The organism is Pseudomonas sp. LPH60 (assembly GCF_030718165.1).
GTDB lineage: Bacteria > Pseudomonadota > Gammaproteobacteria > Pseudomonadales > Pseudomonadaceae > Aquipseudomonas > Aquipseudomonas danubii.
Map to the genome: position 1 here is coordinate 186,662 of NZ_JAVAJH010000003.1, position 15,595 is coordinate 202,256.

Below are 15,595 nucleotides of genomic sequence, written 5' to 3' on the forward strand. Positions count from 1 at the left end.
TTTTTGAGGTTATTGGAATAGGCAAGTCGAATGTCACGTCGGCGGAGCCGCTCGACGCTTGCAGCACATGGGGTATTGCAGAAGCGGGTGCCCCCACCCAGGGCACCCGACCAAATCCTGCAGGCCCGTTTCTACAGGCCGACGTCCGGCAGGCTCGGGCGCGTGGCCAGGGCCTTGGCGACCAGGGCTTTGACTTCGGCCAGGGTTTCACCCTGCAGCGCCAGACGCGGCGGCCGGGTGATGGACGAGCCACGGCCCACCAGTTCTTCACAGAGCTTGATGCACTGCACCAGGTCCGGACGAGCGTCCAGGTGCAGCAGCGGCATGAACCAGCGGTACAGGGCCAGGGCCTCCTCGAAGCGTTTTTCCTTGGCCAGGCGGAACAGGGTCTCGCCTTCCTTGGGGAAGGCCACGGACATGCCCGAGACCCAGCCCTCGGCCCCCACCGCCACGCTCTCGACCACCACATCGTCGAGACCGGCGAACAGCACGAAGCGATCGCCGACTGCATTGCGCAGATCGATGAAACGCCGGGTATCGCCGGAGGAGTCCTTGAAGCAGACGATGTTCTCGCAGTCCTGCAGGGCGATCAGCACCTCGGGGGTGACGTCATTCTTGTAGATCGGCGGGTTGTTGTAGACCATCACCGGCAGGTCGGTGCCGGTGGCCACCGCACGAAAATGCGCCGCGGTTTCATGGGGCTTGGCCGAGTACACCAGGGCCGGCATCACCATCACCCCATCGACCCCGACCCGAGCCGCTTCGCGCACCGTATGGCGGGCGAACTCGGTAGTGAATTCGGCCACCCCGGCGATCACCGGCACCCGACCGCCGGCGGCGTCCTTGGCGACTTCGATCACCGAGAGTTTTTCCGCGGTGCTCAAGGAGGTGTTCTCCCCCACGGTGCCGCACACCACCAGGCCGGATACGCCGTCGTCCACCAGGTTGCGCATGACCTGGTGGGTGGCCTGCAGGTCGAGGGAGAAATCGGCTTTGAATTGAGTGGTCACAGCGGGGAATACACCGCTCCATTGGATGGCTTTACGGCTCATGGTCTGGTCCTTGTTTGAGGTCGGCCGGGCCGACTGACGTTGAAAACCCAGACCAGAGTCGCCTTTTATCCCCCTTGCAGCTTGAGGCTTTTCGCCCCTGCAAGAGACGAAATCGGCACACTCGCCCCTCACCCCATTGCAGCTCCAGCGCCACAGCGGCCATGGCGAAACTGTGCTGATTTCGTCATCTGCCACAGCGAAAACCCACAAGCAACGCCGCCCCCGCCAAGGCCACTCTGTCGTTCTTTCCCGTCAGGTGCCGCCATGAAAAAAATAACCGTGATCGACTCACACACCGCAGGTGAACCCACTCGCCTGGTAATCGACGGCTTTCCCGAGCTGGGCCGTGGCTCCATGGCCGAGCGCCTGCAGACCCTGCGCAGCCAGCACGATCACTGGCGCCGCGCCTGCGTCCTCGAACCCCGGGGCAGCGACGTGCTGGTCGGGGCCCTGCTCTGCGAGCCACAGGCCAGGGAGGCCTGTGCCGGCGTGATCTTTTTCAACAACAGCGGCTACCTGGGCATGTGCGGCCACGGCACCATCGGCCTGGTGCGTTCGCTGTACCACCTGGGACGCATCGACTACGGCGTGCACCGCATCGAAACCCCGGTGGGCACGGTGGAGGCCACCTTGCACGACGATCTGTCGGTGAGCGTGCGCAACGTCCCCGCCTATCGCTACCGCACCCAGGTGGCGCTGCAAGTGCCGGGGCACGGCACGGTGCATGGCGATATCGCCTGGGGCGGCAACTGGTTCTTCCTGATCAGCGATCACGGCCAGGACATTGCCCTGGACAATGTCGAAGCCCTGACTCAATTCACCTGGCGCGTGCGCGAGGCTCTGGAAGCCGCCGGGGTGACCGGGGCCGAGGGCGAAGTCATCGACCACATCGAACTGTTCGCCGACGACCCACAGGCCGACAGCCGCAACTTCGTGCTCTGTCCCGGCAAGGCCTACGACCGCTCCCCCTGCGGCACCGGCACCAGCGCCAAGCTGGCCTGCCTGGCGGCGGACGGCAAGCTCGCTCCCGGCCAGACCTGGCGCCAGGCCAGCGTCATCGGCAGTCAGTTCAGCGCCCACTACGAGCAGGCCGGCGAGCGGATCATTCCCACCCTGCGTGGCAGCGCCCACATCAGCGCCGAAGCGACCCTGCTGCTCGATGAAAGCGACCCGTTCGCCTGGGGCATCGGCTCGTGAATGCCCAGGGCGAGGCCGACGTGATCGTGGTCGGCGCCGGCATCATCGGTGCCGCCTGCGCCCATGAACTGGCCGGCCGCGGCCTGCGGGTGCAGGTACTGGACGACGCCCGTGGCGGTGCCACCGGGGCCGGCATGGGGCATCTTGTGGCCATGGACGACAACCCGGCGGAGCTGGCCCTGAGTCATTACTCCATCGGCCTGTGGCGGCAGTTGCGCGAACGTCTGCCCGAGGCCTGTGCCTATCGCAACTGCGGCACCCTGTGGCTGGCCGCCGACCGCGAGGAAATGGACCTGGCGCGAGCCAAGCAGCAGACCCTGGCAGACCACGGCGTCACCGGCCACCTGCTCGACGGCCCGCAGCTGGCGGCGCTGGAGCCGATGCTGCGCCCGGGCCTGGGCGGCGCCCTGAAGATCCCCGGAGACGGCATTCTCTACGCCCCGGCCACCGCCCACTGGATGCTCAGCAGCCATCCACTGATCCAGCGCCAGTGCGGCCATGTGCGTAGGGTAGCCGGCGATCAGCTGGAGCTGGACGACGGCCGGGTCCTGCGCGCCCCCCGGGTGCTGCTGGCCAACGGCTTCGCCGCCCGGGAACTGCTGCCGGCCCTGCCCCTGCGGCCGAAGAAGGGCCACCTGCTGATCACCGACCGCTACCCACAACAGGTCCAGCATCAACTGGTCGAACTGGGCTACGCCGCCAGTGCCCACGCCAGTGACGGCACCTCGGTGGCCTTCAACGTCCAGCCGCGTCCGACCGGCCAGTTGCTGATCGGCTCGTCCCGACAATTCGACACCCTCGATCCTCAAGTCGAACCGGCCGTACTGGCGCCCATGCTGCAACGGGCAGTGCAATACCTGCCAGAGCTGGCAACGCTCAACGGCATCCGCGCCTGGACCGGCTTTCGCGCCGCCAGCCCGGACGGCCTGCCGATCCTGGGTGAACACCCGCAACAACCGGGCCTGTGGCTGGCCGTTGGCCATGAAGGCCTGGGCGTGACGACCGCCCCCGGCAGCGCGCGGCTGCTGGTGGACCTGATGCTCTGCGAATGCCCGGCAATCGACCCGCGCCCCTATCTGCCCGGACGCTTCGCCGCCCTGACTGGAGAATGCCCGTGATCATCTACCTGGATCAGCAAGCGCTGGAGGTCCGCGGCGGCCTCACGGTGGCCGCCGCTGTGGCCAACAGCGGCGTGCCCTATACCCGCACCGCCTGCAGCGGTGCTCCACGAGCGCCGTTCTGTGGCATGGGCATCTGCCAGGAATGTCGGATGACCATCGACGGTCACCGTCAACTGGCCTGCCAGACCCTGTGCCGGGATGGCATGCAAGTGGAGCGCAGCCAATGAGCGCCCAACGCCTGCACTGCCAGATCGTCATAGTCGGCAGCGGCCCGGCGGGACTCGCCGCCGCCCAGGCCGCCAGCCACAGCGCCACCTCGATCCTGATGATCGACGACAACCCGCGGGCCGGCGGACAGATCTGGCGCAATGGCCCCGGGCACCCGCCCACCGCTCTCCAGGCCGAGCGCTTCAAGATCCTGCAGCACCCGACGCTGCGCTACCTTAGCGCCACCCGGATCATCGCCGCCCTGGGCCCGCAGCGCCTGTTGCTGGAGGACGCGCAACAGGCCTGGCAGGTGGACTTTGAACAGCTGATCCTGTGCTGCGGTGCCCAGGAACTGCTGCTGCCCTTTCCCGGCTGGACCCTGCCCGGGGTCACCGGTGCCGGAGGCCTGCAGGCCCTGCTGAAGAATGGCCTGCAGGTGAATGGAAAAACCCTGGTGATCGCCGGCAGCGGCCCCTTGCTGCTGGCCAGCGCCGCCACCGCACGCCAGGCCGGCGCCCGCGTGGTGCGGGTGCTGGAACAGGCCACCGCAGCCTCCGTGCTGGGTTTCGCCGGCCAGTTGTGGCGCTGGCCAAGCAAGCTGGCCCAGGCCCTGAAGCTGGCCACCCCGGCCTACCGTTGCAACGCCCACGTGGTGGAGGCCCTGGGGGACCGGCACCTGCAAGGGGTACGCATCCGCCAGGGTCGGCGCAGCGAGGAAATCCCCTGCGACTACCTGGCCTGCGGCTTCGGCCTGGTGCCCAATACCCGTCTGGCCAGCCATCTGGGCTGTCACCTGGAACACGGCGCCATTGCGGTCGACCAGCAGCAGCGCAGCAGCCTGCCCCAGGTCCTTGCCGCCGGGGAATGCACCGGCATCGGTGGCAGCGAACTGGCCCTGATCGAAGGCGAGATTGCCGGCTGCGTGGCCAGCGGCCAGAGCGCCCGCGCCGCCGGCCTGATCCGCCAGCGCCAGCACTGGCAGGCCTTTGCCAGGCAGTTGCAGCGTCACTTCGAGCTGCAACCGCAGATCCTCGAACTGGCCCGACCCGAGACACTGCTGTGCCGTTGCGAAGATGTGCCCTACGCTGCGGTGGCGGCGGCAGCCGATTGGCCCAGCGCCAAGTTGCACAGCCGGTGCGGCATGGGGGCCTGCCAGGGCCGGGTCTGCGCCAGCGCCGCCCAGCGCCTGTTCAACTGGCCCATGGTGGCCCCGCGAACGCCGCTGGTGCCGGCCCGGCTCGCCACCCTGATGCTCGACGAGACCTGCCACGACGCCGCAGACTGAGCCCCTGAACCCACCCTGGCCGGGAACACCCGGCCAGCTTGCACAGCCCTTTTGTACCCCCTGGCTTTATCGACACAGACCCATCCCCCAAGCCCCCTAGAGAGAGGCCGACGATGATCGATAGCGCACAGCTCCACCACTTGCCCAGGGCCATCGCCGCCCAATCCCTCGGGGACATCAACAGCCTGCTGGCCAGCATGGCCCCGATCACCCCCCTGCTGGACTGCATTCCCAGCGCCGTGTTCTTCATCAAGGACCTGCAGGCCCGCTACCTGATCGCCAACCTGACCCTGGCCCAGCGCTGCGGCTTCAAGAACATCCGGCCATTGCTCGGCAAGACCTCCGCCGAAGTCTTTCCGGCGGTGCTCGGCCCGGTCTACACCGAGCAGGACCAGCGCGTGCTGCGCCAGGGCATCACCATCAAGGGCCAACTGGAATTGCACCTGTACGGCAGTCGCGAACCCGGCTGGTGCCTGACCCACAAACTGCCGCTGTATGGACACGACCGACAGATCATCGGCATGGCCGGCATCTCCCTGGACCTGCAGGCAGCCCGTGACACCCATCCGGCCTACGAGCGTTTGGCGGCCGTGGACCGGCATATCCGCGAGCACTACAGCGAAGCCATCCGCCTGCAGGACCTGACCCGCATCGCCAACCTGTCCACGGCGCAGCTGGAGCGCTACTGCAAGCGCATCTTCCACCTCACGCCCCGGCAGATGATCCACAAGGCACGCCTGGAACACGCCTCACGGCTGCTGCTGACCCAGGAGCCGATCACCGAGGTGGCGCTGCAATGCGGCTACACCGATCACAGCGCCTTCAGCCGGCAGTTCAAGTCCCTGACCGGACTCAGCCCACGGCAGTTCCGGCTCAACGCCACGACGTAGCCAGGACTTACGCCTGGCAGAAGGTGCAATAGTCGAACAAGCCCGTGAAGCCGACCTTGCGGTAGATCGACAGGCCGTCGAGAGAGGCCTCGAGCACACAGATTTTCGCGCCCTGGGCCTGGATCAGGCGCAGCACCGAGTGGATCAGCGCCGTGGCATAGCCCCGCCCCTGGCACTCGCGCAAAGTGCCGATATCATCCAGCCGCGCCACCCCCGGCCCCAGGGACAGCGTCAGGGCACTGACCGGACGCTGGTCGACATACAAAGTGAAATGGCGCAGAGCCCTGCCGGCCAGCAACGCCGCCCGGTGCCGCTCCAGGTACAGCTCGATGCCTCCGCCATCGGGCTCGAACGCGCTCTGCACCGGCAGCCCCCAATCCTCCAGATGCTCATCGGTGCAACGCACATCCGCCAATGGCGCCGATACCTCCTGCGCTTCGTAGGTCGCCAGATCGAGCACCATGCAAGTGGTCTTGTCCGCGGCCATCAGGTGCTGCTGTTGCAACTGCAGACTGACCCGCGACACCTGCGCCTGAGGGATCACCACACAGAACGGCATGCCGGTGCGCTGCAGGAACGCCACGCCCTCGGCCAGTTGCTCGCTGTTGTCGCCAGGCCGGTCCTTCATCATCAACAGATTCAGGCTGCTGGCTTCAAGCCCGGTGCAATAGGCACTCAGATCGGCGCCGAAGCGCCGATGGAACTGCGAGATGGAAACAAAGAAATAGTCTTCCGCCTGGTGATACAGATCGATGATCGACGCGCTGGGCACCTGCGCCATCTGCTACCTCCTTGAGCCTCGCGACGCGCCATGCGCCGCCTGACCCGGGCCACGTTAAGCCCACAGGCCCAGCGGCTCCAGCACAATCCTGTTTTATTGTGCGAAGGGATGTTCTGAGGTGTAAGCAGACGGCGCTAGTTGATCATCACTCAACCATCCAAGCGCTCGGTGTGACGTCCAGCCTGGATGGCCTTGGCCATTTGCAGGTGGTTCTCCAGCTTGGGCAGGGTTTCCTCGGCGAAGGCCTTGAGTTGCGGCACGTCACTGGTTTGCGCCTGTTGCTGGATCTGTCGGATCGCCGCTTCAGTGGCCTTGATCTGGTTGGCGGCATAGGCGCGGTCGAAATCCGTCCCCTCGGGTAGCGGCGGCATCAAGCGCTTGGCCTGGTCCATGACCTGCTCTCGGGGGGCCACCGGCAGGTCCAGTTGCCTGGCGATTTTGGCCAGGTGCTGGTTGGCCGTGGTGCGATCGTTGATCACCTGAATGGTGTATTCCTTGACCGTCCTGGACGAGGTGTGTTGATGCGCCAGGCGGCTGGCTTCGATATCGGCCATGCCCTTGGCCGAGGCGTCGTCGATAAAGGCCGCGGGGGACTGGGCCAGGGCGTTGCTGGCGCCAAGGCCGAGCAGCAGGGCCAGGCCGGCACGACCGAGGATGGTGGCCATGGGGTTCATGCTGGGAGTCTCCTCTTGCAAGTCAGTACGGCGGGAGCCACAGCACCCGCCTGCATAGGGAAAACCCGAAGCCGCAAAGGTTTAGAAAAATCGCCGGTGGTACGACGAATGGCGAGTCGTTCAGGCCGGAAGCAGAGCCTCGCCCCTGGCCTGGACCTCAGGCGCTGGAGCGGCTTTTGCGCTCGCGCTTGACCGCGTACATCGCCTCATCGGCGTGCTTGAACAGCTGCTTTTCTTCCAGGCCATGTTCGGGGTACAGGCCAATGCCGATACTCGGCAGGATATTCAGCGAATGGCCATCCAGGCGCAGCGGTTCGTTGAGCGCGTGGCGAATCTTCTCGGCGACACGCTGGGCATCGTCGCTGTGCTGCACGCTCTCCAGCAGCACCACGAACTCATCACCGCCCATGCGTGCCACGGTGTCGGTTTCCCGTACGCAGCCTTTGAGGCGATTGGCCACCGCTTGCAGCAGCATGTCGCCCACAGCATGCCCGCAGGTGTCGTTGACCTCCTTGAACTTGTCCAGGTCGACATACAGCAAGGCCATGCGTCCCGAGTCGCGCCGGGCCCGAGCCAGGGCTGAACGCAAGCGCTCGCGCAGCAGCTCACGGTTAGGCAGGTGAGTCAGTTGATCGTACTCGGCCATGTAGTGCAGGCGCGCATGCAGTTGCGCCCGTTCGATGGCCGCGGCGAGCTGGGCGCTGACGTACTGCAGCAATTCCAGCTCTGCCTCCCCGTAGCCCCGGGCACCGGGTGCACTTTTGACCATGAGCACGCCGATGGTGCCCTTCTGCGAATTCAGTGGCACGCCCAACCAGCAGCGAGGACCTTGAACGACGGCGAACTGGTTCCACAAATCCCGGCTCGACGGACACTCCGGTGCCAGCAGCAAGGACTGGCCGTGCCGCAGCACCTGCGCGCAGAAACGCCCGATCAGGGTCCCGGGCAGTTCCGGGCTGCTTTCGCAGTCATCGACATGGTAGGGAAAGTTCAGGCTATCGCTGCGCTCGTCGTACAGCGCCAGAACGAAATTGAGCGCCGGCAGCCACTCACCGATGATCCGATGCACATGCTTGAACAGCACCAGCAGGTCCTCGGTGGCGTGGGCCGCTTCGGAAATGGCATACAACGCCGCCTGTTTCGATTCAGCCTGTTTGCGCTCGGTAATGTCCCGGGCCACGGCGATGCGCAACTGATCCACTTCCGACCAGCGCGCCGACCAGAGGATGTGCGCCACCCGCCCGTCCTTGCGCAGGTAACGGTTCTCGAAATTGGGCTTGGGCACGCCCCCCATGATTTCCCGAGCGGCCTGCAGGGTGCGCTCACGATCGGCCGGGTGCACCAGCTCGATCATCGGCCGGCCGATCAGCTCGTCGGCGGTGTAGCCGAAGACCCGCTCGCAGGCGGCACTGACAAATACGAAACGACCCTGGCTATCTACGGCGCACACGACGTCCAGAAGCAGATCGATGAAACTCGCCAGAGGCGCGGAGTTCTTGGTTGCCATCAGAGAAAGCTACTACCCATGAAAAATGCACTGAGTACCCATCCCTTGAGCCCGGTCAGCCAGTGACGAACACCGGCTGAACACCACCCTCGCACTCCGCGAGCGGCGTTATGCCTTGTTGCCGATCAGCCCCGGCAGCGCATGCAGCAGGGCATTGATCGCGAAACCGATGAACATCACCCCGCAGACCCGGGTGATCGCTAGCTCGTGACGCTGATACCAACTGCGTACCTGCCGCGCCCCCACCACGCCGATGAGAATAGCGTAAGCGCCGAGACCGCCCAGGAAGCTCAGGGCAATCAGGCCGGGAAGCATGGACCAGCTGAGCAGCTCCGCACGACTGGACAGCAGGGCGGTGAACGTCGCCACCGCCACCGGATAAGCCTTGGGGTTGGTCAGGCCGAAGATGATCCCGTGCCAGAACGGATTGCGCGCTGCTCCCTGAGGCTCATCGCCATTGCCACCACGACTGCGGATCGCCCGCAGCCCCAGCCAGAACAGGTACAAACCGCTGAGCACCCCGAGCATGTTGAAGGCGTCGCTACCGATTTCCCGGGCGCCGACAATGGCGATCAGTGCCGTACTGCACCAGACCACATCCCCCAGCAAGTGCCCGCAGAGAAACCCTGCGCCAGCCTGTCGGCCACGGGAAGCGCCAATACCGAAGACCGCCAGGACCCCGGGCCCGGGGGTGATCGCGTAAATGAAACCCGAGGCGATAACAGCCAGCAACAGCGATGAGGTCATCAGCAAGACTCCAGAACGGATGCACCTCACGGCAACGCCAGGCACAGAACGAATCTGGCGGATTCTGCACGATCAAGGCACCTTGCCACCAGCGGCTTTCGTCAGCTGCTTCCCGGTAGCGGCGCCTCAGTCGGCGGGGTAAAAGCGCATCCCGGCGTAAGGATGTTCGCGACAGGCCCGTAATCGCGAAGCCAAGTCACCGACATGAGCTTCCAGTCGATGCCCATCGGGATCGAGAAAATAAAACGACGCGCCCTCGCTGCGGTTGTCGCGCCACTCCGGCACTCGCGCCTCACGCAGGCGCTGGACCAGCGCTGCAAAATCCACAGCGCCGACGCCAAAGGCGTAATGGGTGTAATCGGCAACCGCCGGTGCCCGCCGTTGCGGGTCCAGGGAAAGGCACAGCCATAGTCCCGGCAGTGACAGGTAGGCTCCCGCATCCCAGGTGGCCTCCAGACGCAGTTGCAACAGCGAGTGATAGAAGGCCAGGCTGCGGGGCAAGTCGCTGACCGCCAGGGTCAGGTGATTGAGGCCGGTGAGCATCGATTACTGTCCTTTCAGGGCTTTGCTCAGCGCATAGCGCTGGCCGTCATAATGCAGGGTCGCCAGCGTGTTCCTGGGCGGCAGATCACGGCTTTCACAGCCATCACGGCCCTTGAAATGCCTGGTGCTGACTTCACGGGTACGCACGATCAGATCGGCGTAACCGTTGCGCTGGCCACTGCCGACTTCCAGGGTCCGGTGCAGGGTCCGGGAGCGGCCCTCGCACTCACTGCCCCAGCCAAACTCGCCGTGGCTCTCATCCATCACCAATCCTTCCAGCAGCGGCAGGACTTCCTTGTCTTCACGTCGATACAGGGTCAGCACGCTTTTCTCGTAGGGCATGGCACTGGAGCTGTGGTGATAGAGAACCCGCAGGCCAAAGGCTCGCTGCTCTTTATTCAAACGGTAGCGCCCGGTGTCGATCTGCAGCCCCTGCAGGGCCACGGCATCGGAGAACAGAGCGCTATCCTTGTAGTTGCTGGCCAGGGTCCAACCGGAGTCGATGTCCTGCAGCGATACGTCCAGGCTGTAGCTGCTGACGTCGCCAGCCTGGCTCCCGGGCATGGGCGTCGCCCGGGCACTGATGCTCAGCTCCGGCTCTGCGGGCCAGGGCTTGCAGACATAGAACTCTCCGGGAATACCCGTCGTGTTGTCGCACCCCGCCTGCGCCGCCGTGACACCCCCCAACCCGGCACAAAGGGCCAGGCCCAGGCCGCATGACTCAAGCCACTTCATCAAAACTCCCTCAGATACCGCTGTAGCCATTGGGCAGCACGTAACGCTGGCCGTCGTAATGCAGAGTGATGAGCACCGGCTTGGCGGTCACGGACTTGGACCGGCACTCCTCCCCGACTTTTTCGCTCCGGGTACTGACGCTGACCGAACGCACGATCAGGTCGGCATAACCGTGGCTGCGGGTCTTGGCGATCTCCAGGGTACGCGTGGTTTCAGTGCCCTCGCCGGCGCACTGGCCATCCCATTCGCCGTTGTAGGAATGGGCCAGGAACTTCTCCAGCACCGGGCGCAGGGTGCTGCCTTCGCGCACATACAGGCTGAGCCAGACCTGATTGAAAGGGTTGACCCGGGACGAGCCCTCGAACGCAGCCCGAACCCCAAAGGCCCGCACTTGTGGCGCCAGTTGGAAGCGCCCGGTGTCGAGCTTCACGCTCTCCAGGCGGAAGGCGTCGGAGACGAAAGCCACAGGCTGCCTGTAACTGGCCAGGGGCTTGCCGCTGTTGCGGTCCAGCACCGCCAGTTGCAGGTTGTAGGTGCCGTCACCGTTGCCGGTGTCGCTGGGGTCCGGGACCTGTTCCGACAGCAGGCTGATGCTCTGGTCGTCGAAGGCCGGCCAGTCCTTGCACAGGGAAAAGCCCGGAACCTCGGCATTGCGGGGCGGCGGCAGGCACTGGGCCGCGACGGATGTGGTGCCGGCCAGCAGCGCCAGGCTGCCCAGAAGCGGGATCAAAGAAGAGCGACGGAACATTCACGACTCCTTGTGACAGGCGGATACAGCGCGATTTCAGGTCGCACTATCCTCTGCCCCGTCGACGCTTTCAACGCTGGGAGCACGCGCGTGGGAGTGACCTTGCCTTGTAACAACTGCAGGCCTGACGAATGGCCGGACCTGGGCTAGGGTATGACGAGGTAATATGCTGTATTACACATCACTACAACGAGACTGCCATGTCCATCATGTCCCTGCGCTTGCCCGATGAACTTGCTGAAACTCTGGCCCTGCTGGCAAAAGCCACCGGACGCAGCAAGTCGTTTCTCGCCGTGGACGCCCTGCGTGAATACCTGGCGCGGGAAGCCTGGCAAATCGAGGAAATCCAGAAGGCCCTGAACGAGGCCGACGCAGGTGACTTCGCCAGTGCCGAAGAAGTGGCGGCCATCGCCGGCAAGTGGACCGACAATGCGCATTGAATGGCTACGCAGCGCCCTGAACAACCTGGACGCTGAGGCCCGTCATATCGCCCAGGACGATCCCCGGGCCGCCGGGGAATTTGTCAGGGCGCTGTTGATCAGTATCGAGCAACTGGCCCGGTTCCCCTCAAGTGGCCGCGAAGGCCGCCTGCCCGGCACCCGGGAATGGGTAGTGCCGGGCTGGCCTTACCTAATTCCCTACCGGGTGCGCGGGGACCGGCTACAGATTCTGCGAATTTTCCATACCCGCCGTCAGCCCCCGGCACGTTGGTGAACGCTTCACATGTAGGAGCTGGCTTGCCAGCGAAACGGACCTACCCGTTCCTCAAAACGCGCTACGGAAAATCTCTTCGATCTGCCGTTGATCCGCCGGACGCGGGTTGGTCAGGCCACAGGCGTCTTTCAGGGCGTTGGCCGCCAGCAGCGGAATGTCCTGCAACTTGGCGCCCAGTTCCCGCAAACCGGCGGGGATTTCCACGTCCCGAGCCAAGGCGCGAATCGCCGCGATTGCCGCCTGGGCTCCCTCCTCCGGACTGAAGCCTCGAATATCCGCGCCCAGGGCGTGGGCCACATCGGTCAGGCGCTCGGCACAGACGCTGGCGTTGAAGCTCTGCACATGGGGCAACAGCACCGCGTTGCACACGCCATGGGGCAGGTCATAGAAACCGCCCAACTGGTGAGCCATGGCATGCACGAAGCCCAGGGACGCGTTGTTGAAGGCCATGCCGGCGAGGAACTGCGCATACGCCATGTTCTCCCGGGCCAGCAAATCGCTGCCGTCGTGCACCGCCTGGCGCAAGTTCGCGCTGATCATGCTGATGGCTTTGAGCGCACAGGCGTCGGTGATCGGGTTGGCGGCGGTGGACACATAGGCCTCCACCGCGTGGGTCAGGGCGTCCATGCCGGTGGCGGCGGTCAGGCCCTTGGGCATCGCCACCATCAGCGCCGGATCGTTGACCGACAGCAGTGGCGTGACGTTGCGGTCGACGATGGCCATTTTCACGTGGCGCGACTCGTCGGTAATGATGCAGAAGCGGGTCATCTCGCTGGCGGTGCCAGCGGTGGTGTTGATGGCAATCAACGGCAGTTGTGGCTTGCTCGACTGGTCGACCCCTTCGTAGTCGCCAATGTGTCCGCCGTTGGTTGCACACAGGGCAATGCCCTTGGCGCAATCATGGGGCGAGCCGCCGCCCAGGGAGATGACGAAATCACACTGCGACTGCTGCAACTGCGCCAGCCCTTGCTCGACGTTGGCGATGCTCGGATTGGGCTTGGCGCCATCGAAGATCACCGAATCGATGTCCTGCATGGCCAGCTTCTCGGCGATCATGCCCGCCACCCCGGCCTTGGCCAGGCCGACGTCGGTGACGATCAGCGCCTTGCGAAACCCATAATTGCGAATGGCGCTCATGGCCTCGTCCAGGCAATTGATGCCCATGATGTTGACGGCTGGGATGAAGAAGGTGCTGCTCATGAGGAGGTCTCCAGGCGAATGCCCAATGCGGGGTGTCGATTCATGTCTGCCCGACAGGATCGACTCATCGGTCACGGGCGATCTTGATCTGGCTCAAGGGTCGGTCGTGATAAAGTCGGCGCCCTGATGACCTTCTGCCTTGAGACCAATGACCGCGATGACGGATTTCCAGGAATTTGACGCCGAACTTGAAGACTGGAACGCCCTGGGCACGAGCACACCGTTCAATGGCCTGCTGATCGGCAACGGTGCCAGCCGTGCCGTCTGGGAAGACTTTGCCTACGACTCGCTGTTCGAAAACGCTCGCACAGTGGAAGAAAAGCCCCTGAGCCAGTCCGAGCTCAGCGTCTTCGAAGCCCTGCAGACCCGCAGCTTCGAACAGGTACTGGGCGCATTGAAAACCACCAGCCGGGTCAACAAGGCCCTGGCCGTCAGCTCGGCGGCGCCGCGCAACCGCTACTACGCGATCAAGGAAGCCCTGATCAACACCGTGCATGCGGTGCACATCCCCTGGCGCCTGGTACAGCCGCAAAGCCTGGCGGCGATCAACCAGGAACTGCGACGCTATCCCACGGTGTTCACCAGCAACTACGACCTGCTCAACTACTGGGCGGTGCAGCACGACAACCAAGGCATCGATGACCTGTTTCACGGCGCCGATCCGGCCTTCGCACTGGGCACCACTTCCAGCGCCGCTACCCGCTTGCTCTACCTCCACGGCGGCCTGCACCTGGTGCGCAACCTGGACGGCAGCGCGCGCAAGCTGAGCTCCACCGAAGGCACCCTGCTGGGCAGCTTCGCCATCAACAACACCCTCAAGACCCTGGACGACGTGCCGCTGTTCATCAGCGAAGGCCCCCTGGCGGACAAGCTCAAGACCATCCGCAGCTCGGACTACCTGTCGTTCTGCTACCAGCAACTGCTGGACCACAGCGGCGCCCTGTGCATCTTCGGCCACAACCTCGGCCCCCAGGACCAGCACCTGGTGCAGGCGATCCGCCAGTCGGCCGTCACGACCCTGGCGATCTCCATCTACCCGCGCAGCGCGGCGTTCATCCAGCACCAGAAGCGCCACTACGCCAAGCTGTTCGAAGGGTTGGAGTTGAACCTGCGCTTCTTCGATTCCAAGACCCACGCCCTGGGCAACCCGGCCCTGTCGGTGCCCGTGGAACGCTGATTGCGCCGGGCGCGGGAGTCCTTGGGATCGCTGCGGGCCTGCGGCCCGTTCGCAGCCTGCGGCAGCGGCTACAGATGGGGACACGCCAGGCTTGGTGTAGCCGCTGGCGTAACCTGCGATAAGCACCGCAGGGGCTTGGGCGTCCTTGGGATCGCTGCGGGCCTGCGGCCCGTTCGCAGCCTGCGGCAGCGGCTACAGATGGGGACACGCCAGGCTTGGTGTAGCCGCTGGCGTAGCCTGCGATAAGCACCGCAGGGGCTTGGGCGTCCTTGGGATCGCCGCAGGCCTGCGGACCGTTCGCAGCCTGCGGCAGCGGCTACAGGAAGTGGTCGGGGCTCATTCTTCGTTGCTGTGTACCACCACTAGCAACTGCGCCTGCTCATCCCCCAGGGAACGGATGCGGTGGGGTTTCTGGGCGTTGAAGTGCAGCGCGTCGCCACGGTTGAGAATCACCCGCTCGGTCATGAAATCCACTTCCACCTGGCCTTCATGAACAAACAGGAACTCCTCCCCCAGGTGTTCCTTGAAGGTCTTGTCACTGAACTCTTTGGCCGGGTAGATGATGAACGGCAGCAGGTTGCGCTCGCTGACCTGATGGGCCAGCACCGCATAGCCCGGGGTCTGGTCGTTGGCCGCCAGTGACTGGCGCTCATCGCTACGCACCAGGCTGTAGCTGTCCAGGCTGAGGCTGTCTTCAGCGAACAGTTCCTCGACCTTGACGTTCAGCGCCTTGGCCAATTTCAGCGCCGCCGCGATCGACGGGGTGTTCAACCCGCGCTCGACTTTCGACAGATAACTCTTGGTCATCCCGGATTTTTCGGCCAGGGCCTCCAGGGTCACGCCAAGTTTTTTTCTCAATAATTTCAAACGGATAGACATGTGGAGCGATTAATCCATCTAGAAAACAACGATTGGCGCTTGCCAATGACACAAAGTGTCATATAGCCTCTTTAGTGTCATGAGCATTCACCCAACAACCTTGCAAGTAACAGGTGAAGTGCAAACCCGACGTCCATT

18 protein-coding genes are annotated in these 15,595 nt (G+C 64.5%); 8 read left to right on the forward strand and 10 right to left on the reverse strand.

The window, feature by feature from the left end:
* Positions 1-131 precede the first annotated feature (131 nt).
* Complete coding sequence (locus Q8O96_RS11205; RefSeq protein ID WP_102861570.1) at positions 132-1,052, reverse strand: dihydrodipicolinate synthase family protein; 921 nt, start codon at positions 1,050-1,052, stop codon at positions 132-134.
* Positions 1,053-1,316: 264 nt separating this feature from the next.
* Here Q8O96_RS11205 and Q8O96_RS11210 point away from each other — a divergent pair, with 264 nt between their 5' ends.
* From Q8O96_RS11210 to Q8O96_RS11230, 5 genes are all read left to right on the forward strand, one after another.
* Positions 1,317-2,249 (forward strand): 4-hydroxyproline epimerase, encoded by a 933-nt coding sequence (locus Q8O96_RS11210; protein WP_305948799.1) that lies wholly within the window; start codon positions 1,317-1,319, stop codon positions 2,247-2,249.
* Positions 2,246-3,367 carry an FAD-binding oxidoreductase gene (locus Q8O96_RS11215; RefSeq protein WP_102861568.1) on the forward strand — a complete coding sequence of 374 codons (1,122 nt, stop codon included), beginning with the start codon at positions 2,246-2,248 and terminating at the stop codon, positions 3,365-3,367. The genes Q8O96_RS11210 and Q8O96_RS11215 overlap by 4 nt, the downstream gene beginning before the upstream one ends.
* On the forward strand, positions 3,364-3,597 hold the full coding sequence (locus Q8O96_RS11220) for a (2Fe-2S)-binding protein (protein ID WP_102861728.1): 234 nt from the start codon (positions 3,364-3,366) through the stop codon (positions 3,595-3,597). The genes Q8O96_RS11215 and Q8O96_RS11220 overlap by 4 nt, the downstream gene beginning before the upstream one ends.
* Complete coding sequence (locus tag Q8O96_RS11225; protein WP_305948800.1) at positions 3,594-4,862, forward strand: FAD/NAD(P)-binding oxidoreductase; 1,269 nt, start codon at positions 3,594-3,596, stop codon at positions 4,860-4,862. Before Q8O96_RS11220 ends, Q8O96_RS11225 begins: the two co-directional genes overlap by 4 nt.
* Before the next feature lie 113 nt (positions 4,863-4,975).
* Positions 4,976-5,752, forward strand: a complete 777-nt coding sequence (locus Q8O96_RS11230; protein ID WP_102861566.1) for an AraC family transcriptional regulator — start codon at positions 4,976-4,978, stop codon at positions 5,750-5,752.
* A 7-nt stretch (positions 5,753-5,759) separates the two neighbouring features.
* Here the strand turns inward: Q8O96_RS11230 and Q8O96_RS11235 are convergent, their stop codons facing one another.
* From Q8O96_RS11235 to Q8O96_RS11265, 7 genes are all read right to left on the reverse strand, one after another.
* Positions 5,760-6,533 carry a GNAT family N-acetyltransferase gene (locus Q8O96_RS11235; protein WP_305948801.1) on the reverse strand — a complete coding sequence of 258 codons (774 nt, stop codon included), beginning with the start codon at positions 6,531-6,533 and terminating at the stop codon, positions 5,760-5,762.
* A 149-nt stretch (positions 6,534-6,682) separates the two neighbouring features.
* Entirely contained in the window at positions 6,683-7,207 is a 525-nt protein-coding gene (locus tag Q8O96_RS11240) for a DUF4142 domain-containing protein (RefSeq protein ID WP_305948802.1), read from the reverse strand.
* A gap of 157 nt (positions 7,208-7,364) precedes the next feature.
* Positions 7,365-8,714, reverse strand: coding sequence for a GGDEF domain-containing protein (locus tag Q8O96_RS11245; protein ID WP_102861562.1), 1,350 nt, complete (start codon positions 8,712-8,714; stop codon positions 7,365-7,367).
* A gap of 108 nt (positions 8,715-8,822) precedes the next feature.
* A complete protein-coding gene (locus Q8O96_RS11250; protein WP_115581776.1) occupies positions 8,823-9,461 on the reverse strand; it encodes a LysE family translocator in 639 nt (212 codons plus the stop codon).
* Positions 9,462-9,587: 126 nt separating this feature from the next.
* A complete protein-coding gene (fos, locus tag Q8O96_RS11255; RefSeq protein ID WP_305948803.1) occupies positions 9,588-10,004 on the reverse strand; it encodes a fosfomycin resistance glutathione transferase in 417 nt (138 codons plus the stop codon).
* 3 nt (positions 10,005-10,007) lie between these two features.
* Positions 10,008-10,739, reverse strand: a complete 732-nt coding sequence (locus Q8O96_RS11260; RefSeq protein ID WP_102861559.1) for a hypothetical protein — start codon at positions 10,737-10,739, stop codon at positions 10,008-10,010.
* Between the two features lie 10 nt (positions 10,740-10,749).
* On the reverse strand, positions 10,750-11,487 hold the full coding sequence (locus tag Q8O96_RS11265) for a hypothetical protein (RefSeq protein ID WP_115581774.1): 738 nt from the start codon (positions 11,485-11,487) through the stop codon (positions 10,750-10,752).
* A gap of 200 nt (positions 11,488-11,687) precedes the next feature.
* Here Q8O96_RS11265 and Q8O96_RS11270 point away from each other — a divergent pair, with 200 nt between their 5' ends.
* Together Q8O96_RS11270 and Q8O96_RS11275 are read left to right on the forward strand one after the other, a co-directional pair.
* On the forward strand, positions 11,688-11,927 hold the full coding sequence (locus Q8O96_RS11270; RefSeq protein ID WP_092320301.1) for a CopG family ribbon-helix-helix protein: 240 nt from the start codon (positions 11,688-11,690) through the stop codon (positions 11,925-11,927).
* Positions 11,917-12,201, forward strand: a complete 285-nt coding sequence (locus tag Q8O96_RS11275) for a type II toxin-antitoxin system RelE/ParE family toxin (RefSeq protein WP_110595048.1) — start codon at positions 11,917-11,919, stop codon at positions 12,199-12,201. Before Q8O96_RS11270 ends, Q8O96_RS11275 begins: the two co-directional genes overlap by 11 nt.
* 51 nt (positions 12,202-12,252) lie before the next feature.
* Here Q8O96_RS11275 and yiaY read toward each other — a convergent pair whose 3' ends face one another.
* The gene (yiaY, locus tag Q8O96_RS11280) at positions 12,253-13,401 is read right to left on the reverse strand and encodes an L-threonine dehydrogenase (protein ID WP_102861557.1); all 1,149 of its coding nucleotides are present in this window, start codon (positions 13,399-13,401) and stop codon (positions 12,253-12,255) included.
* 157 nt (positions 13,402-13,558) lie between these two features.
* Here yiaY and Q8O96_RS11285 point away from each other — a divergent pair, with 157 nt between their 5' ends.
* A complete protein-coding gene (locus tag Q8O96_RS11285) occupies positions 13,559-14,578 on the forward strand; it encodes a DUF4917 family protein (RefSeq protein WP_305949022.1) in 1,020 nt (339 codons plus the stop codon).
* Between the two features lie 336 nt (positions 14,579-14,914).
* Here the strand turns inward: Q8O96_RS11285 and Q8O96_RS11290 are convergent, their stop codons facing one another.
* Positions 14,915-15,457, reverse strand: coding sequence for a helix-turn-helix domain-containing protein (locus Q8O96_RS11290; RefSeq protein ID WP_102861556.1), 543 nt, complete (start codon positions 15,455-15,457; stop codon positions 14,915-14,917).
* Positions 15,458-15,595: the final 138 nt, after the last annotated feature.

Excerpts from the sequence above, each read along its gene's own strand:
- Q8O96_RS11205 (WP_102861570.1), bottom strand. The coding sequence starts at position 1,052 with ATGAGCCGTAAAGCCATCCAATGGAGCGGTGTATTCCCCGCTGTGACC.
- Q8O96_RS11210 (WP_305948799.1), top strand. The coding sequence starts at position 1,317 with ATGAAAAAAATAACCGTGATCGACTCACACACCGCAGGTGAACCCACT.
- Q8O96_RS11225 (WP_305948800.1), top strand. The coding sequence starts at position 3,594 with ATGAGCGCCCAACGCCTGCACTGCCAGATCGTCATAGTCGGCAGCGGC.
- Q8O96_RS11230 (WP_102861566.1), top strand. The coding sequence starts at position 4,976 with ATGATCGATAGCGCACAGCTCCACCACTTGCCCAGGGCCATCGCCGCC.
- Q8O96_RS11235 (WP_305948801.1), bottom strand. The coding sequence starts at position 6,533 with ATGGCGCAGGTGCCCAGCGCGTCGATCATCGATCTGTATCACCAGGCG.
- Q8O96_RS11240 (WP_305948802.1), bottom strand. The coding sequence starts at position 7,207 with ATGAACCCCATGGCCACCATCCTCGGTCGTGCCGGCCTGGCCCTGCTG.
- Q8O96_RS11245 (WP_102861562.1), bottom strand. The coding sequence starts at position 8,714 with ATGGCAACCAAGAACTCCGCGCCTCTGGCGAGTTTCATCGATCTGCTT.
- Q8O96_RS11250 (WP_115581776.1), bottom strand. The coding sequence starts at position 9,461 with ATGACCTCATCGCTGTTGCTGGCTGTTATCGCCTCGGGTTTCATTTAC.
- fos (WP_305948803.1), bottom strand. The coding sequence starts at position 10,004 with ATGCTCACCGGCCTCAATCACCTGACCCTGGCGGTCAGCGACTTGCCC.
- Q8O96_RS11260 (WP_102861559.1), bottom strand. The coding sequence starts at position 10,739 with ATGAAGTGGCTTGAGTCATGCGGCCTGGGCCTGGCCCTTTGTGCCGGG.
- Q8O96_RS11265 (WP_115581774.1), bottom strand. The coding sequence starts at position 11,487 with ATGTTCCGTCGCTCTTCTTTGATCCCGCTTCTGGGCAGCCTGGCGCTG.
- Q8O96_RS11270 (WP_092320301.1), top strand. The coding sequence starts at position 11,688 with ATGTCCATCATGTCCCTGCGCTTGCCCGATGAACTTGCTGAAACTCTG.
- Q8O96_RS11275 (WP_110595048.1), top strand. The coding sequence starts at position 11,917 with ATGCGCATTGAATGGCTACGCAGCGCCCTGAACAACCTGGACGCTGAG.
- yiaY (WP_102861557.1), bottom strand. The coding sequence starts at position 13,401 with ATGAGCAGCACCTTCTTCATCCCAGCCGTCAACATCATGGGCATCAAT.
- Q8O96_RS11285 (WP_305949022.1), top strand. The coding sequence starts at position 13,559 with ATGACGGATTTCCAGGAATTTGACGCCGAACTTGAAGACTGGAACGCC.
- Q8O96_RS11290 (WP_102861556.1), bottom strand. The coding sequence starts at position 15,457 with ATGTCTATCCGTTTGAAATTATTGAGAAAAAAACTTGGCGTGACCCTG.